General features: G+C 41.2%; 14 protein-coding genes and 4 tRNA genes. 3 read left to right on the top strand and 15 right to left on the bottom strand.

Translation table 11 applies throughout. From position 1 onward, the window contains the following. Positions 1-9: 9 nt before the first annotated feature. The 11 genes from AB8618_RS12930 to xerD form a co-directional block, all read right to left on the bottom strand. The gene (locus AB8618_RS12930; RefSeq protein WP_413400753.1) at positions 10-1,185 is read right to left on the bottom strand and encodes an exo-beta-N-acetylmuramidase NamZ domain-containing protein; all 1,176 of its coding nucleotides are present in this window, start codon (positions 1,183-1,185) and stop codon (positions 10-12) included. A 494-nt stretch (positions 1,186-1,679) separates the two neighbouring features. Further along, positions 1,680-1,756 (bottom strand) — tRNA-Arg (locus tag AB8618_RS12935). 144 nt (positions 1,757-1,900) lie between these two features. Beyond that, positions 1,901-1,977: transfer RNA gene (locus AB8618_RS12940), tRNA-Arg, on the bottom strand. 45 nt (positions 1,978-2,022) lie between these two features. Continuing rightward, positions 2,023-2,099 (bottom strand) — tRNA-Arg (locus tag AB8618_RS12945). Positions 2,100-2,134: 35 nt separating this feature from the next. After that, positions 2,135-2,227: transfer RNA gene (locus tag AB8618_RS12950), tRNA-Ser, on the bottom strand. Between the two features lie 128 nt (positions 2,228-2,355). Continuing rightward, positions 2,356-2,538, bottom strand: a complete 183-nt coding sequence (locus AB8618_RS12955) for a hypothetical protein (RefSeq protein ID WP_413400754.1) — start codon at positions 2,536-2,538, stop codon at positions 2,356-2,358. Positions 2,539-2,891: 353 nt separating this feature from the next. Next, positions 2,892-4,427 carry a lysine--tRNA ligase gene (lysS, locus tag AB8618_RS12960; protein WP_054201888.1) on the bottom strand — a complete coding sequence of 512 codons (1,536 nt, stop codon included), beginning with the start codon at positions 4,425-4,427 and terminating at the stop codon, positions 2,892-2,894. Between the two features lie 26 nt (positions 4,428-4,453). Continuing rightward, positions 4,454-5,551, bottom strand: a complete 1,098-nt coding sequence (gene prfB, locus AB8618_RS12965; protein WP_418157310.1) for a peptide chain release factor 2 — start codon at positions 5,549-5,551, stop codon at positions 4,454-4,456. Between the two features lie 145 nt (positions 5,552-5,696). Next, on the bottom strand, positions 5,697-7,418 hold the full coding sequence (recJ, locus tag AB8618_RS12970) for a single-stranded-DNA-specific exonuclease RecJ (RefSeq protein WP_413400755.1): 1,722 nt from the start codon (positions 7,416-7,418) through the stop codon (positions 5,697-5,699). Positions 7,419-7,503: 85 nt separating this feature from the next. Then, entirely contained in the window at positions 7,504-8,232 is a 729-nt protein-coding gene (gene dsbC / locus AB8618_RS12975; RefSeq protein WP_138606619.1) for a bifunctional protein-disulfide isomerase/oxidoreductase DsbC, read from the bottom strand. A gap of 73 nt (positions 8,233-8,305) precedes the next feature. Beyond that, complete coding sequence (xerD, locus tag AB8618_RS12980; protein ID WP_413400756.1) at positions 8,306-9,232, bottom strand: site-specific tyrosine recombinase XerD; 927 nt, start codon at positions 9,230-9,232, stop codon at positions 8,306-8,308. A 105-nt stretch (positions 9,233-9,337) separates the two neighbouring features. Between xerD and fldB the strand changes: the two genes are divergently transcribed. Next, positions 9,338-9,859, top strand: a complete 522-nt coding sequence (gene fldB / locus AB8618_RS12985; protein WP_008467792.1) for a flavodoxin FldB — start codon at positions 9,338-9,340, stop codon at positions 9,857-9,859. 49 nt (positions 9,860-9,908) lie between these two features. Here fldB and AB8618_RS12990 read toward each other — a convergent pair whose 3' ends face one another. From AB8618_RS12990 to AB8618_RS13000, 3 genes are all read right to left on the bottom strand, one after another. After that, positions 9,909-10,355 (bottom strand): DUF2147 domain-containing protein, encoded by a 447-nt coding sequence (locus AB8618_RS12990; RefSeq protein WP_413400757.1) that lies wholly within the window; start codon positions 10,353-10,355, stop codon positions 9,909-9,911. Positions 10,356-10,531: 176 nt separating this feature from the next. Further along, positions 10,532-12,541, bottom strand: coding sequence for an alpha-amylase (locus AB8618_RS12995; RefSeq protein ID WP_409423859.1), 2,010 nt, complete (start codon positions 12,539-12,541; stop codon positions 10,532-10,534). 157 nt (positions 12,542-12,698) lie between these two features. Further along, entirely contained in the window at positions 12,699-13,397 is a 699-nt protein-coding gene (locus tag AB8618_RS13000) for a tRNA1(Val) (adenine(37)-N6)-methyltransferase (RefSeq protein ID WP_413400758.1), read from the bottom strand. A 76-nt stretch (positions 13,398-13,473) separates the two neighbouring features. Between AB8618_RS13000 and srmB the strand changes: the two genes are divergently transcribed. Both srmB and AB8618_RS13010 read left to right on the top strand, forming a co-directional pair. Beyond that, positions 13,474-14,700, top strand: coding sequence for an ATP-dependent RNA helicase SrmB (gene srmB / locus AB8618_RS13005; protein ID WP_010391528.1), 1,227 nt, complete (start codon positions 13,474-13,476; stop codon positions 14,698-14,700). Positions 14,701-14,939: 239 nt separating this feature from the next. Further along, positions 14,940-15,260: a BON domain-containing protein gene (locus tag AB8618_RS13010; protein ID WP_138606629.1), complete on the top strand. Its 321-nt coding sequence runs from the start codon at positions 14,940-14,942 to the stop codon at positions 15,258-15,260. Between the two features lie 442 nt (positions 15,261-15,702). Here the strand turns inward: AB8618_RS13010 and AB8618_RS13015 are convergent, their stop codons facing one another. Continuing rightward, complete coding sequence (locus AB8618_RS13015; protein ID WP_413400759.1) at positions 15,703-16,662, bottom strand: mechanosensitive ion channel family protein; 960 nt, start codon at positions 16,660-16,662, stop codon at positions 15,703-15,705. Positions 16,663-16,749 lie beyond the last annotated feature (87 nt).

The raw sequence follows: 16,749 nt of genomic DNA on the forward strand, positions 1-16,749 counted from the left end.
CTCATTCCTTTATTGGTAGAGCAAATAAGGCGCTCTTTGCTGTTTAAATTGCTCAAGCCCCGCTTGCCAGCTTTGCTTAATTTCCTCAGCTGTTCGCCCCGCTTCTATGGCAAGTCTGAGCTGATCAGTTCCTGCGAGTTTATCCATAAAGTCGGCACGTTCAAAAAACAACTGCTTAGCTTGTGTAAGCTGCTGGTAAGCATTAATTAAATAATTTAAGTTTAAACCGACGGTATCACTATGGCGTAAATCAATTCCTTTCACCATTTGGTCTTTAAATTTAGGATTAAGCGCTGCGCCTTTTATTGAGCGAGGAGTAAAGCCAAAGTCCCCAAGTGCTACTGGTGAATAACCAATAACCTGAAATGCAAAGTCAGTTCCTCTACCTATGCTAACAGGGGTTGCCTCAAAAAAGCACAACGAGGGATACAGCGCTATTGATTGATCGTTGGGTAAATTAGGGCTTGGTTTTACCGGTAAACTATAACGACTGGTGCGGGTGTAATGATCAACAGCAATGACGCTCAGTTGTAACTCAGCTGCTTGGTTGATCCAGCCCTCGCCTTTGATCATTTTAGCTAGCTCGCCTAACGTCATACCGTGTAATACAGGGATTGGGTGCATACCCACAAACGATTTAAACTGCGGCTCTAAAATTGGCCCGTCAATGTGACTAATATTAGGGTTTGGCCTATCGAGTACTATAAATTCAACGCCTTGTTCAGCCGCAGCCTCCATCATGTAATGCATAGAGCTAATGTAAGTATAAAAACGTACGCCCACGTCTTGAATATCGAAAATAATCACATCTACATTTTGCAGTGACTCGGGGGTTGGCTTTTTGTTTTTACCGTAAATAGAAATAAGCGCAATGCCGGTTTTACTATCAACGGCGTTTTTAACATGTGCTCCCGCATCATGATCGCCCCGAAAGCCATGCTCGGGTGCAAAAATTTTAGTGATGTTGATGTTTTTAGCCAGCAAGCTATCAACTAAATGCGTTTGCCCCACGACAGAAGTTTGATTAACCACCAGCCCTACACGTTTATTTTTTAATTGCGGTAAGTACAAAGCAAATTGCTCTGCACCAACGGCGATTGCATGTTTAGCCTCATTTGCATGTGTAGCAACAGTAAAAAGTGCGCTTAAAATAAATAAGAATATAAAAAATACGGTTTTAAACATACAGCAAGATCCTTTTAAACAAGGTGTTTAAAATACCACACCTTAAGTTAAAGAGCAGTGAATGGTTTTAAGTGGATACGTAACTAATTAGAAGCTGCGCTTCTCACGCGAACACGTTCTGCGTCTACGCTGAAATTTTTAACAGGGGTGTTTGTTTGGCTTAACTGAAAGCTGAAAGCTGAAAACCTTCTCAAATTTCAGGCACAAAAAAACCGACTTAATGTCGGCTTATTTATGAAAGTGCTGGGCGCAGGACGTATCTTCTGAGAGTGGACCTCCGACCGTCGAGTGCAAACCCTACTGCTCTTCCAATTTCACTTTATTTCAGGCACAAAAAAACCGACTTAATGTCGGCTTATTTATGAAAGTGCTGGGCGCAGGACGTATCTTGTAAGAGTGAACCTCTGACCGTCTGGTTCGTAGCTAGCTACTTTCCCATATTCACTTTATTTCAGGCACAAAAAAACCGACTAATGTCGGCTTATTTATGAAAGTGGTGGGCGCAGGAGGATTCGAACCTCCGACCGCCTGGTTCGTAGCCAGGTACTCTATCCAGCTGAGCTATGCGCCCACTTTCATATTTACTTATTTATACTCTAAGTGAGAGTTGAAAGTGGTGGGCGTAGGACGTATCTAATAAGAATGAACCTCCGACCGCTTGGCGTTAGCCAACACTTTACTTATTTTATACTCTTAGCAGGAGTTGCAATGAAAGTGGTGGGCGCAGGAGGATTCGAACCTCCGACCGCCTGGTTCGTAGCCAGGTACTCTATCCAGCTGAGCTATGCGCCCACTTTCATTTTGCTTGTTTTAACTCTAAGCAGAGTGTGTAAAGAGTGGTGGGCGCAGGAGGATTCGAACCTCCGACCGCCTGGTTCGTAGCCAGGTACTCTATCCAGCTGAGCTATGCGCCCATCTTTACCTTTACAAGATTTTGCCATTTAAAAAATGGTGGAGAGGGAGGGATTCGAACCCTCGATAGAGCTACAAACTCTATACTCCCTTAGCAGGGGAGCTCCTTCGGCCACTCGGACACCTCTCCGTCTTGTGGGGCGTATAATAAAGATTTCAGAAAATATGTCAAACACTTTTCTGACAAAAGTGACTATATGGCTATAGATTGCACACATGTCTGGTTTTAAAGTGTAATTAGTTTGAAAATTAATCAGGTTAGGTATTTGGAGTGCTTGAGTTAACACCCATCACTGGCACTAGTTCATCCGTAAGCTCTGCTAGGTATTGCTCTTGGTAGCCCAATTTTTGAAACTCAGCAATACATGCGCGATAGTAAGCTTGTCGCTGTTGCTCTGTGGTGCTCTTATCGGGTAAAGACTCTACTCGTTTAGCTTTCATATTATTTATCTAAGTCCTTTAGAAATTTTTATTTTTACGACTAATAATGACCGTGTACAAATTTCGGCCATATTTTAGCTAAAAAATTCACATAAATACAACATAATGTTTAAAAAACAATCATACCAAAAAGTTATAGCACTGCTTTAATGTTGCTAAGCAGTGAGGCAACTTTATGATAATGAAACTGAATTAAAGGTTAATATCCCTTTGTACTTACATTTTATTATCAGTGTAGTACTTATTAATTAAAAGCCCTAATATAAAGTTTAGGCAATGTCTCACAAACAATAAGGCAAAAAAAACGCCGCTAATTAGCGGCGTTAATAATTTTATAGTTTATTCCTTCAAGCTTAGTCAGCTTGTGGGCGCATGTGCGGGAATAAAATAACATCTTTGATAGTTGATGAGTCAGTAAATAGCATCACTAAACGGTCAATACCAATGCCCTCACCTGCCGTTGGTGGTAAACCATACTCAAGTGCGCGAATGTAGTCTTCGTCATAATGCATTGCTTCATCATCACCAGCGTCTTTCTCTTCAACCTGACGAGTAAAACGCTCAGCTTGATCTTGTGCATCGTTAAGCTCTGAGAAACCATTTGCTAATTCACGACCGCCAACAAAAAATTCAAAACGATCAGTTACAAATGGATTTTCGTCGTTACGACGTGCAAGTGGAGATACTTCCCACGGGTAGCCTGTGATAAATGTAGGTTGGATAAGCATATGCTCAGCCGTTTCTTCAAATATTTCACATAAGAACTTACCTGGGCCCCATACGCAGTTTTCAGGAATTTTAACGTGTACTTGTTTAGCGTACGCTTTTAATTCTTCAAAGTGGTTTTCTGGGTCGTTAAATACCGCTGCATCAAACTCAGGGTTATATTTTAAGATAGCATCTGCCATGCTTAAACGCGTGAATGGTTGACCAAAATCATACTCTACTGAATCAACAACGTCGCCGTTTTCATCTTTAGTGGTGTTAACCACAATTGGACTGCCCAGTACGTTAGTTGCAACTGTACGTAACATGTCTTCGGTGATGTTCATTAAATCAATGTAGTCAGCGTACGCTTGGTAGAACTCAATCATAGTGAATTCTGGGTTGTGGCGTGTCGATAACCCTTCGTTACGGAAGTTACGGTTAATTTCGAATACACGGTCAAAACCACCTACCACTAAACGCTTTAAGTAAAGCTCTGGTGCAATACGCAAGTACATGTCGATATCAAGCGCATTGTGGTGTGTTACAAACGGACGTGCCGTCGCGCCACCAGGAATAACCTGCAGCATTGGCGTTTCTACTTCCATAAAATCGCGGTCTGCTAAAAAGCGACGAATGCCTTCAACTACTTGTGAGCGAATGCGGAATGTTTCACGCGTTGCTTCGTTAGTAATTAAATCAACATAACGTTGGCGATATTTAGTTTCTTGATCTGATAAACCATGGAATTTTTCTGGTAGTGGGCGAAGTGACTTAGTCAGCAGTTCGTACTCTGTCATTTCTACGTATAAATCGCCTTTACCTGATTTGTTCAGTGCGCCTTTAACACCAATAATATCGCCAATATCAAGCTGACCATATTTTGCTTTTAAATCTTTTTGAACGTCTTTTGAGGCATATGCTTGTACACGGCCTTTCATGTCTTGAATAGACATAAATGGGCCACGTTTAGCAAGAATACGACCCGCAATCGATACTACGTGCTGTAATTCGATTAGCTCTTCTTTACTCTTATCACCAAACTCAGCCTGCAAATCTGCCGTGTAATGCTCACGACGGAATTGGTTTGGATGACCGTTGGCTGGGCAATTTTCGCGAATAGCGTCTAATTTGCCGCGACGCTCAGCGATTAACTTATTTTCGTCTTGGATTTGATCAGTCATTTTTTAGCTCTTTTTTAGCTTGGTGGTTATAAACCAGATTTTAAGCTGGCTTCAATAAATTTATCTAGGTCGCCATCGAGTACCGCTTGAGTGTTACGGTTTTCAACGCCAGTACGTAAGTCTTTAATACGCGAGTCATCAAGTACGTATGAACGAATTTGACTTCCCCAGCCAATATCAGACTTGTTGTCTTCTTGGCTTTGCTTTTCAGCATTTTGCTGCTGTAGCTCAAGCTCAAATAATTTCGCTTTTAACTGCTTCATTGCTTGGGCTTTATTTTTATGTTGTGAACGCTCGTTTTGACATTGCACCACGGTGTTGGTTGGTACGTGAGTAATACGTACCGCCGATTCAGTGGTATTTACGTGCTGACCACCCGCGCCTGATGCACGGTAAACGTCTATACGTAAGTCAGACGGATTAATATCAATCTCAATGTTGTCATCAACTTCTGGGTAAACAAACGCAGATGCAAACGAGGTATGACGACGGCCACTTGAATCAAATGGGCTTTTACGAACTAGGCGGTGTACGCCTGTTTCAGTGCGTAACCAACCATAAGCGTATTCGCCAGAAAAACGTACCGTTGCACCTTTAATACCAGCAACATCACCATCGGTCGCTTCAACTAGCTCTACTTTAAAGCCTTTTGCTTCACCCCAGCGTAAGTACATACGCAGTAAAATATTACACCAGTCTTGTGCTTCTGTACCGCCAGAGCCTGATTGTAAATCAAGGTAGGCATCGTTTGAATCGTGAGAGCCTGAAAACATACGACGAAACTCAAGCCCTTCAAGCTGCTGGTTTAAATCAGCTAGTTCGCTTTGTGCTTCATCAAAGGTGTCTTGATCTTCGGCTTCAACAGCAAGCTCTACTAAACCTTCAACATCGTCAGTACCAGCAACAAGGTTATCGATTGTTTCAACCACGGCTTCTAGTGCTGACTTTTCACGACCAAGGGCTTGTGCGCGCTCAGGCTCATTCCATACGGCTGAATCTTCAAGTTCGGCGTTAACTTCTTCTAAACGTTCTTGTTTAAGAGCGTAGTCAAAGGTACCCCGAAGCAGTTCAGTACGTTCGCGAATTTCCTTGATTTGATTAATCACAGGATTCACTTCAAACATGTACATTACTCCAAAATGGCTAGGTTATTGCGCACTTAAAAAAGAGAGCGAGCGCAATTAAAAATCATTAAATAATAAAAACGCCCGATTTTAACAAAAAACCGCGCGTTTTATTAGCATTTTATGCATGGTTTGAAGATATTTTTTAGCCCACTTTTTCAAGCTCTCTAACTATAAGTTGTAAGCTAAATTTACCTCTAAATTCATTTATATCGAGCTGATACGCCACTTTAACAAACTGCGCCTCGGTATCTGGCCACGCTTTAACATCAATGCCAAAGGCAATGGCATCCACTAAGCGTGCAGACTGATGCTTTAATACTAGCTTTAAGTGTTTTTCACCCACAATACGCTGTTGGATTACTTCAAAGGTGTGTTCAAATACCGGCTCAGGAAACTGCTGCCCCCACGGGCCCGATTGTTTTAAAAGCTGCGCAAAATCCATGCTAAAGCAGTCATTAGGTAGCTCACCATCGGTAAACACAATACAGCGTTTACTTTCTTCACTGAGTTGCTCACTAACCGCACGATCAAACGCACGTTTAAACTCAGGAAATTGCTGCTCGTTAATACTTAAACCTGCCGCCATTGCATGGCCACCAAATTTATTAATTAAACCAGGCTGCGCGGTGTTTAACCCCTCAAGCAGGTCGCGCATATGCAAGCCTTCAATAGATCGACATGAACCTTTTATTTCACCGTTTTCGCCACCCGCAAATATCACGGTTGGGCGGTGGTATTTTTCTTTTAAGCGCCCCGCTAAAATGCCAATAACGCCTTGATGCCAATCGTCTTGATACAAACAAATAGCATCAGGTACGCTATCTTCTTTAAATGCTAGCCTATCGAGCACGGCTTGCGCCTCTACTTGCATACCTTGCTCTATTTCACGTCTGGCAAAGTTTAAGCTATCAAGCTCGCCAGCTATACGCCTTGCTTGATTTATGTCGTTGCTAAGTAAGCAAGCTATACCCAAACTCATGTCATCTAGGCGCCCAGCTGCATTTAGACGTGGCGCTAATGAAAAGCCAAAATCGCTGGCACTTAAACGAGCTGCATTACGATTAGCCACTTCAATCAGTGCGCTGATACCGGGCCGGGTTTTACCGCTGCGAATACGTGCCAAGCCTTGATGCACTAACGTGCGGTTATTTGCATCAAGGGCTACCACATCGGCCACCGTACCAAGGGCTACAATATCGAGTAAATCAGCAATATTTGGCATGGGATGTTGGTTAAAGTAGCCTTGTTCACGCAGCGCACTTCTCAGTGCGATTAGTAAATAAAACGCCACACCAACACCGGCTATCGACTTAGAGGGAAAATCACAGTCATGGCGATTAGGGTTAACAATAGCATCGGCATTAGGCAGTTGCTCGCCTTGTAAATGGTGATCTGTAACCAGCACTTTAATGCCTGCAGCTTTAACAATATCAATCCCTGCAATACACGAAATACCGTTATCTACGGTGATCACTAAATCGGGCTGCATAGTCACTATTTGCTCAGCCAATGCTGGGCTTAAACCATAACCTAGACTAAAGCGGTCTGGCACTAAGTAATCTAAATGGGTAAAGCCAAACATGGCCAACCCTTGCATTAAGGTAGCGGTGCTGGTTGCGCCGTCGGCGTCAAAATCGCCAACAATAAGTATTTTGCTTTGTGCATGCAGTGCATCTATTAACAGTTGGCTGGCTTTGTCTATATCTTTAAACAACTTAAAGTCGAGTAAAGTAGCCGCACTATTATTTAATTCATCAGCATGGCAGACGTTACGCGTGGCATAAATTTGCTTAATAACAGGATGTAGATGACTAGGTAGATGAGAGTCGTCAACGGGTTCTCGCGCAATGATCATTTTTTTCATGCTGGTTTTATAACTTATGATGTTCATAACAAAAAGACAAAAAAAGGCCATAAAGGCCTTTTTAAACAGGTACTCAGGTTTTTAATTAACCTGCTTTATTCGCCTCAAGCGCAGCGCTTAATGCGGCTGCTGGTTGGTAGCCTGGGATCATCGTGCCATCTTCTAAAATAATAGCCGGTGTACCACTAACACCAAAACTTTGGCCTAATTGGTAATGCTCTGCAACGGGTGCGCTACAATCTTTTACAATTTGTGTATCCGAGCCCGATTTAGCTTCAGTAAGTGCTTCTTGCTGATCTTTAGCACACCACACATTCATTAAATCAGCATAACCTGACCCCTGTAGGCCGCCACGTGGAAATGCTAGGTATTTAACCGTAATACCCGACTCAAGTAAGTCATCAAGCTCACGGTGTAATTTACGACAGTAACCACAGCTAATATCTGTAAACACGGTAATGCTGTGTTTTTCTTCTGGCGCTTTATACACAATCATTGAATCTTCGTATTCTTTTAACCCTGATTGGCGCACACCATTGAGCGCTTGCTCGGTTAAATTATTACGATTGTTTAAATCGATTAGCGTACCTTGCATTAAAAACTGACCGTCAGGGCTTGCATATAGCACCCCTTTATTGGTAATCAATTCTTTTAAGCCTGCAACCGGACTTGGGTTAATTTGTTTTACAGTTACTCCAAGCGCGGCAAATTTTGTCACGATAGGATCATTGGCATCGGGTGTTACTGCAACGCCATTAGCAAAAGCGCTCAAACTAGTGCACAACATGGCACCTGCTAACATTAATTTTTTCATAACGGGTTCTCTATCCTAAAAAATACTTATCTTATCGTGTCTATATGACCGGCTTAGTGACAAAAAAATTCGCTTAAGCACGAGGATGGTGCTCAGCATGCACCGATTTTAATCGCTCATTCGCTACATGCGTATAAATTTGGGTAGTTGATAGGTCGCTGTGGCCAAGCATCATCTGCACCACACGCAAGTCAGCCCCATGATTTAATAAATGCGTTGCAAATGCATGTCGCAAAGTATGAGGTGATAACGGCGACTCAACGGATGCCAAAATAGCATAGTGTTTAATCCGATGCCAAAAAGTTTGTCGTGTCATGCCCACCCCTCGTTTAGAGGGAAAGACAAAATCGGTGGCATGTTTTATCATTTGTGCTCGGCCAAGCTTTAAAAATTGCTCCAGCCAATACATAGCCTCTTCACCTAAAGGCACTAACCGCTCTTTGTTGCCTTTACCTTTTACAAACACCACAGCTTGGCGCAAATTTATTTGCTCCATTCTTAGCCCCACTAACTCAGTTACCCGCAAGCCCGTTGCATACAATAGCTCTAGCATGGCTTTGTCGCGCAGCCCCATTGGCTCTTCTGTATTGGGGGCACTTAATAGCGCCTCTACTTCGGCCTCAGAAAGCGTTTTTGGTAACGACTGCCCTGCTTTAGGCTGAGCAATATTAACCATAGGTGAGTCGCTAATTATTTTTTCGCGTACAAAGTACTGATAAAAACGTTTTAATGCACTAATACTGCGTGCAGTACTGCGTGGCTTTAGCCCTAAATCAACACGATGCGCTAAGTAACTTTCAACGTCGAGGCTGGTTACCGTCATTAAGTTTTCACCTTTTAAAAACTGGCAAAACTTATCTAAATCACTGCGATAAGCGCTTAATGTATTTTCACTTACGCCTTGCTCTAAATAGAGACTATCAAGAAAGATTTCTAAAAAGTCGCTATTGCTACTTAGTTTAGTGTTTTGTTCAGGTAAATCGTCAGATAGCGTTGTCACGTTGTGATCTCATGTTGGTAATACCACGGGAGAAGGTATCAATTAAAAATACCTTACGGTAAACTTGAGCCTATCATAACAGGCAATTACACAGTGATAAATACGATGCAGATTGGTTTATTTTTTGGTTCTACTACCTGCTATACCGAAATGGCGGCAGAAAAAATACGCGATATTATTGGCGCCGACATTGTCAGCTTACATAATATTAAAGACGAGCCGCTTAAAAACGCTGAGCAATATGACTTTATCATTTTTGGTATTTCTACGTGGGACTTTGGCGAAATTCAAGAAGATTGGGAATCAAAGTGGGACGACATAAAAGACGTTGACCTAAATGGTAAAACCATAGCCTTATTTGGTATGGGCGATCAGCAAGGGTATGGCCAATGGTTTCAAGACGCGTTAGGTATGTTGCACGATGAAATAAATGCCCAAGCCATTACTCAACTTGGCTTTTGGCCTAACGACAGTAACTACGAATTTGAAGCGTCTAAAGCCCTTACCGAAGACGGTAAACAATTTGTAGGTTTAGCATTGGACGAAGATAGTCAGTACGAGCTAAGCGACGAGCGTATTGCCACCTGGGTAGAGCAAGTGATGACAGAGTACGCTGAAACCCTGTAACTATTTAATATACAAACAGCGCTGCCATGCAGCGCTTTTTAATTCTTAACTACTCTACTTTTAACCAGTATTGGTTACGGTAAAAAAAGCCCACATAACCACGCACTTCTAACTGTTCACCATTTTGCTTTGGAGTTAGGCGCACACTGTAGGTTTTACCGTTATTTGGGTCGAGTATTTCACCGTCTTCCCAACTACCATCTCCGGCATAAGTTACATCTTCAATAATGGTCATGCCTAGCATCGGCTGATTCTTTTTATCACCGTTGCACTCGCTACAAAGCGCATCTTGCTTGGCTTTATTGAGTATTGTTTCAATTTTGCCAGTCAGTACGCCATCTTGTTCAGTAATGCGTACGTACGACTTTGCTTCTTTGGTGTCTTCATTAATGGTTTTCCAAAGCCCTACAGGACTCGTGTTTGCATGCGCACTATGGCTTATAAATAAAGCTGCAGCGATAGTGCTTAGCAAAGTTAGTTTATTAAAGTTTTTCATTGAGTTGCTTTAATTTTAAATAGCGAATAAAACGATAATACCAGCTGATTTATAAACACACTATGAAATTACATAGCTAATTAGGTGCATGTAAAAAATAAAAACCAAATGCGTTTTAACACACTTGGTTTTTAAATAATAATCACGTTTTAAAGTACATGATTAAAAGTGCATATTTAAAAGTCACGTACCTCTACACTTGAGCTATTAAATTCAAACATATTAATTTTGCCGCACTGGGCCATATGGTTAGTGCTTGCATATGGGGTGTTTGCTTGATTTATATCGCCCTCCCACTCAGGGCCATTTTTTACAAATGCTTTGAGTTCAAACCAGCCGTTAACGGCTTTACTGCAATCCATATCAACATCAAGCATCCAGTAGTGTTCACCCCATATGTTAAGTGGTGTAACGCCAAAACCATCATTATCTACCGTTTTTTTCGCGCCATATTCACTAGGCCATATATTAGTAGTCCAATCCATCGCGGTACCTTGCGCCTCACTGCTTTGACCTTGCTCAATACCATACCAATCTAGGTAATTATCGTTTGCTTTCCAAGGCAAAGTGGTGTTGTTTTTTAAATTGTTGTGACGAATAGGCATGGCACATTCAATGTTCGTTGTTTGGCAGTTTCTACCAAGGTTTGCATTCGCATAAATGTGATCTATTCCACCACGAACAAACATATCTTGCCCGCTTTGTGTTTGCGCATTGATAAAAACAACGGTTCTTTGCCAATCACCACCGTTATTAGGAAGCGAGTCTTGTCGTAATTTAGCATTTTTATGAATAGCCATGGCATCCCATGGCGCCACATTTAAATTAATAGTGCCGTTACTATTAACTGTAATAACCTCACCACTACAGCTTTTAGCATCACCCGAAAGCTCACCTTTTAATACGTTACAGTACTGCCCAGCAGCCATGTCTGTTTGAACCGTTGAATTTAAAGTTGAGTCTTCTTTATTAATTGCCATATGGCCTGAGCTACCTCGCCCAAATGCAATCTGGTTATTGGTGTTATCCCACCAATTTGTTACAACCCAATTGTCGGCAGTGTTATTTCTAAAATCGACACCACCAGCAATGTATGACCACCGATGCTCACACTTCCAATTACTTGCAAAGCATTCTAAGTTACCATTGTTGTGCACTGGCACACTTGGCCCACCTGCGTCGGTATCACCATGAAAGTCATAACTCGACATGACTTTTGGATACCCATACGGATATGCCAACATAAAAACGTTAGCTAGGTCGTATAAACGGCCATCTTCAAAAGTAATTACATTACCCGCACCACCATGCCCGCGTTGGTTATCATGGTTATCAACAAATACCACAGCTGATGAACTTGGCATAAAACCCCAACCTTCACCAAAATTACTTAGCCACGCAAGCGAGCCATTTCTAAAGGTATTACCAAGCTGGGTACTATATTTAAACTCAGTAACTAAACCTGTACTTAAATACTCTGAAGCATCTACCGCTTCAGTACCTTGATCTATCACCTCATGAAACACCACTGGCGAGCCATTTATTTTAGCCATTAGACTTTGAATATCGCTTGCTGCAACATGCTTAGCAGCATCAAACCTAAAGCCTTTAACACCTAAAGCTTGCAGGTCATTAATATAGGCCGCTAACGTATTTTGCACATAAGTTGAAGCGGTATTTAAATCGGCAAGCCCTACCAGCTCGCAATGTTGCACACGATAGCGATTATTACCGTAATCTTCAGGGTTAATTGAGCAGCTTTGGTGAAAATCTTGTGGGCTATAAATAGGATATTGTTTATTACCAAAGTTATTACCGGCGGTACCAGTACCATTGCCTGCAGCCATATGGTTTATTAGGGTATCAACATATATATCTACGCCTGCCGAATTACATCGATTAACCATATCTATAAACTGCGTCCGGTTGCCGCCACGGCTTTGCAGTTGGTAGCTCACAGGTTGGTAACGAGTCCACCATTGGTTACCTGTAATATGCTCGTTAGGCGGAGATACCTGTACAGCAGCATATCCTTTAGGCCCTAAAAACTGTTCACATTCTTGGGCTATATCTTGCCAGTTCCATTCAAATAGATGCACAAATGTTGTAGGTGCAGCCATAGCTAAGCTTGGTAAAGTTAAGCCGAGGCTCAATCCTGCAGTGGTGATAATTTTATTCAGCTTCATAGTGTGTGTTCCAAGTGTTGAGCGAGTTAAACAACATACTCGACGTTATTTACAAGTGGTTAACACTAGTCTGGTGATTGATTAAATAAAAACTGAATACGTATGCATAATGGGTAAATTATCCTTTATTACTAGATAACCAAGCTCAATTTATAGCTTACATCTTTAAATAAAATGCTTTGCAAAGCCCAACATAATCAGCTGTGTAGGTGTTGTTTTCATCTTTTATGCAAAGCACTGTTTGTTGTAATTCTGTTTTGATTGAGCTAAAGCGCATTAAGCTGCGACTGAACACTTTACTCGGTGTAGTTTTTACTTGGCAATGCGCGTTTAAATACAGCCCTTGTTGCTGCGCCAAGGTTATAAATAACTGCGCCTCTTCACTAGGCAAAATTAAATTAAAACGAGCTTGTTTATGCGTTAAACGTTTAAACGCAGCAATCAGTTCTGCAAAGCTTAAACCATCAGTATGGCGAGCGGCATTTCGCGCTGCATTATCACTTTTTAAACTATGATTAAAATAAGGCGGATTAGCTATAACGCAATCAAACTTAGTCTCAGGCACAAACTGCTGAACGCACTGGTGATAAATATTAATGTCTGGCCAAGGACTTTGCTGGCAGTTTTGTAAAGCCTGCTGGTAGGCTGCTTTATCAACCTCAACCGCACTCACCTTTAAATCTGGCGCTCGCTGCTTACACATTAACGCCAGTAACCCCGTGCCTGTGCCAATATCTAATAACGAACTAGCATCACTTAAATCAGCCCATGCCCCGAGTAAAATACCATCGGTAGATACCTTCATGGCGCACTGGTCGTGCTCAACCTTAAATTGTTTAAATGCAAAACCAGACATTTTTTCACCTTTTCATTCACCAAGTAGGTTTAAGTGCGTATAATTAACGGCAATTGTCCCCTATTTTTGACACTCTATGCAATTTTCTGAATTTGATCTTGATAATAAGCTACTCAATGCTATTAATAAAATGGGTTTTGAAACCCCTACTAGCATTCAACAACAAGCCATTCCTGAGGCGTTGCAAGGGCGTGATATTTTAGCGTCTGCACCGACAGGTACGGGTAAAACGGCGGCATTCTTAATTCCAGCAATTCAATATTTAATGGATTTCCCGCGTCGTGATCCGGGCTTTGCACGGGTATTAATTATGACCCCAACTCGCGAGCTTGCTTATCAAATTCATGAACAATGTGAGTTACTTGCAAAACAAACCCACTTAAAAATTGGGGTGGTTACCGGCGGTATTAATTACGGTACACACAAAGAAATTTTTGAAAATAATAACGACATTTTAATCGCCACACCTGGGCGTTTAATGGAGTATTTGGAAACTGAAAACTTCCACGCAGAAAACGTAGAAATGCTCATTCTTGATGAAGCCGACCGCATGCTCGACATGGGCTTTCGTAAAGAAATGCTGCGTATTTGTGATGAAGCTAAAAACCGTCGTCAGTGCTTTTTATTCTCAGCTACTCTTGAAGGTGACAGCGTAGAATTATTTGCAGAGCGTATTTTAAACGACCCGGCTCTACTTGAAGCCGAATCATCACGCAAAGAAAAAGCTAAAATACATCAATGGGTTCATTTAGCTGACGATTACCATCACAAGCTTGAGCTATTAGTTAACACCTTAAACGGCCCTGATGTTAGTAAAGCGATTGTGTTTGTAAAAACTCGTGAGCGCCTTGAAACCCTTATTGGTGAACTAACCAATAACGGCGTTAAAGCTGCGTGGCTACGTGGTGAAATGCCACAAGATAAACGCATGAAAGCGATGGAAAATTTCCACAGTGGCAAAACCCGCATTTTAGTCGCGACCGATGTAGCCGCGCGTGGTATTGATGTAGCTGATATAAGCCACGTAATTAACTTTGATATGCCTCGCACTGCAGATGTTTACGTACACCGTATTGGCCGTACAGGTCGCGCGGGTAAAAAAGGCATAGCAATTTCACTAATTGAAGCACACGATATTGGCATCCTTTACAAAGTAGAACGTTACATAGAGCAGAAGCTAAAACGCCGTGTATTTAAAGGATTAGAGCCAAAACATAAAGAAGCTAAGCCACCAGTTAAAAAGCGTAAAGATCCAGTAAAAATGAAAGCGAAGAAAAAAGCCAAAGCTAAGAAGAAAAAATAGCTCTAGCTTGAATATATTTGATTGAGCCGACGTTTGTCGGCTTTTTTGTGGCTTAAAAACAGTGAGTAAGCAATTCAGAGTAATATGTAAAAACTACTTAGCTGAATAACCACTTAATAAAATACCCAATCATTTCAAACAGTTAAATTTGGAATGAAACTTGTAACCCTAGTCAATATATGAGTATTAAAACGCCAAATAACGGCGATAATTTTTCAAAACACACTAAGGATATAGTTATGAGTCGCATTAAATTTACTATCGGTTTTATTTCGTTTTGTTGTTTATTTTTATTAGTCTCTGCTTTTAAAGTTAGTGCAGCAACGCATTTAGCGATAGTGAGTAGTGTGGCCACACAAGCTACTTTACAGCAATCTATTACTCATGAATTACGTACTAACCCAAACCTAGAATTAAAAAATTTAAACGTACAGGTTGAAAATGGCGACGTTGAACTCAAAGGCAAAGCTAATAGCGGTTTTGAACGTGCTCTTGCTCAAAAGTTTTTAGAAAATATGGATGGGGTTAAAGTCATTCGTAACAAAATTAGTGTTATTTAATACACCTCCTTCTTAACTTATTCTTCAGCGCTGCTTGCTTCTCCAACACAAGCGGCGCTTTTTATGGCCTGCAAGATATAATTTAATGCAGAACATACTCCCGAGCCAGTATAAATAGCTTGATTAAAAGCCTTTTAGTTTACGCGCCAATCGCGACGCTCATTGCAGCTACTTATACCATTGAATCCTTTACTCAAAGACACTTCTATATAGGGCTTGCATCAAGCTTGAGCACAAATTCGATTAATTAAATAACCTATTTTGAGATGAGAAAACCTTATCTATATAGTTTTCTAATTGAGAGGCTTTTAACTTAGTTAACGCAAGGCTTTAGTTACTTCAGATCATCAATTAATTATAATAAAAAGCGCGTTTTTACTTTGTAAAAACGCGCTGATAGTCAGTAAGTTTTTCCTACCGCTTTACCCTTGTAAATTTAAAATTAATTGCTTTCCTGGCTAGTATCAGTGTTGCTATCAGCCTCTTTACTAGTTGACTGCTGACTTATTTTATCGCTGATCATGGCATCGAGTTTTTCACCGCCTTTAATACCGAAATCCAACGTACGAATAGGAAACGGAATACTTATATCAGCAGCATCGAGTGCTTGCTTTACTGCCACAACGCCTTTGTGACGCACCGTCATAAAATCGGGCTCACCAGGGTATTTAATCCAAAACCATACCAGTAAGTTTATACTGCTATCACCAAAGCCTTCTGCGTACACCGCGGTCTCATTTTTGCGGATCACAAAGTCGAATTGATTAATTTTTTCGACAATAACTTCACTAGCTTTTTCTATATCGTCAGCGTAAGAAATACCTACTGGTACTTCTATTCTTCTGACCCCTAAAGTGCTGTAATTACGCAGTACATTTCTAAATAGTATTTTATTAGGAACCAGTATCAACTGCCCGTAAAAGCTCTCTATTAGTGTGTTACGTAAATTTATTGAATGCACTGAACCAAATACGTTATCGGTCTCGATAATATCACCCGCTTTGAACGGTTTACGAATACCCATAGCAATACCCGCAATTAGGTTTTCGGTCATATCTTGAAAAGCAAAACCAATGGCGAGACCAACAATACCTGCACCCGCAAGTAGTGACGTAACGGTACTTTTTAACCCCATAAAATCAAGGGCAATAAAGACTCCTACACTCAAAACAATGACTTTAAAAATGGAGGCCATTAAGTCGGCAATTTGAGTAGAGTCGAGGGAACGACGCAATACTTTTTTCATTCCTTTGCCTGCAAGGCGGGCAATAAATGAAAATATAATCGCAATAATCACCGCGACTATAAAGTTAGGGATATGACTTATAACAACATCAAACCAGCCACCGAGCTTCTCTTCTATAAGTTTTTCGGCTTCTGTAATTGAGGGAATTGAGAGCATTTGTTTTATACCTTAGTTTGGGTTAATAACCTAAGGTTTGCAAAAATAGCGCCAAAATAAAAAGCCATGCAATGCATGGCTTTTTAA

It is taken from the genome of Pseudoalteromonas sp. RW-H-Ap-1 (assembly GCF_048318575.1).
Taxonomy (GTDB): Bacteria; Pseudomonadota; Gammaproteobacteria; order Enterobacterales; family Alteromonadaceae; genus Pseudoalteromonas.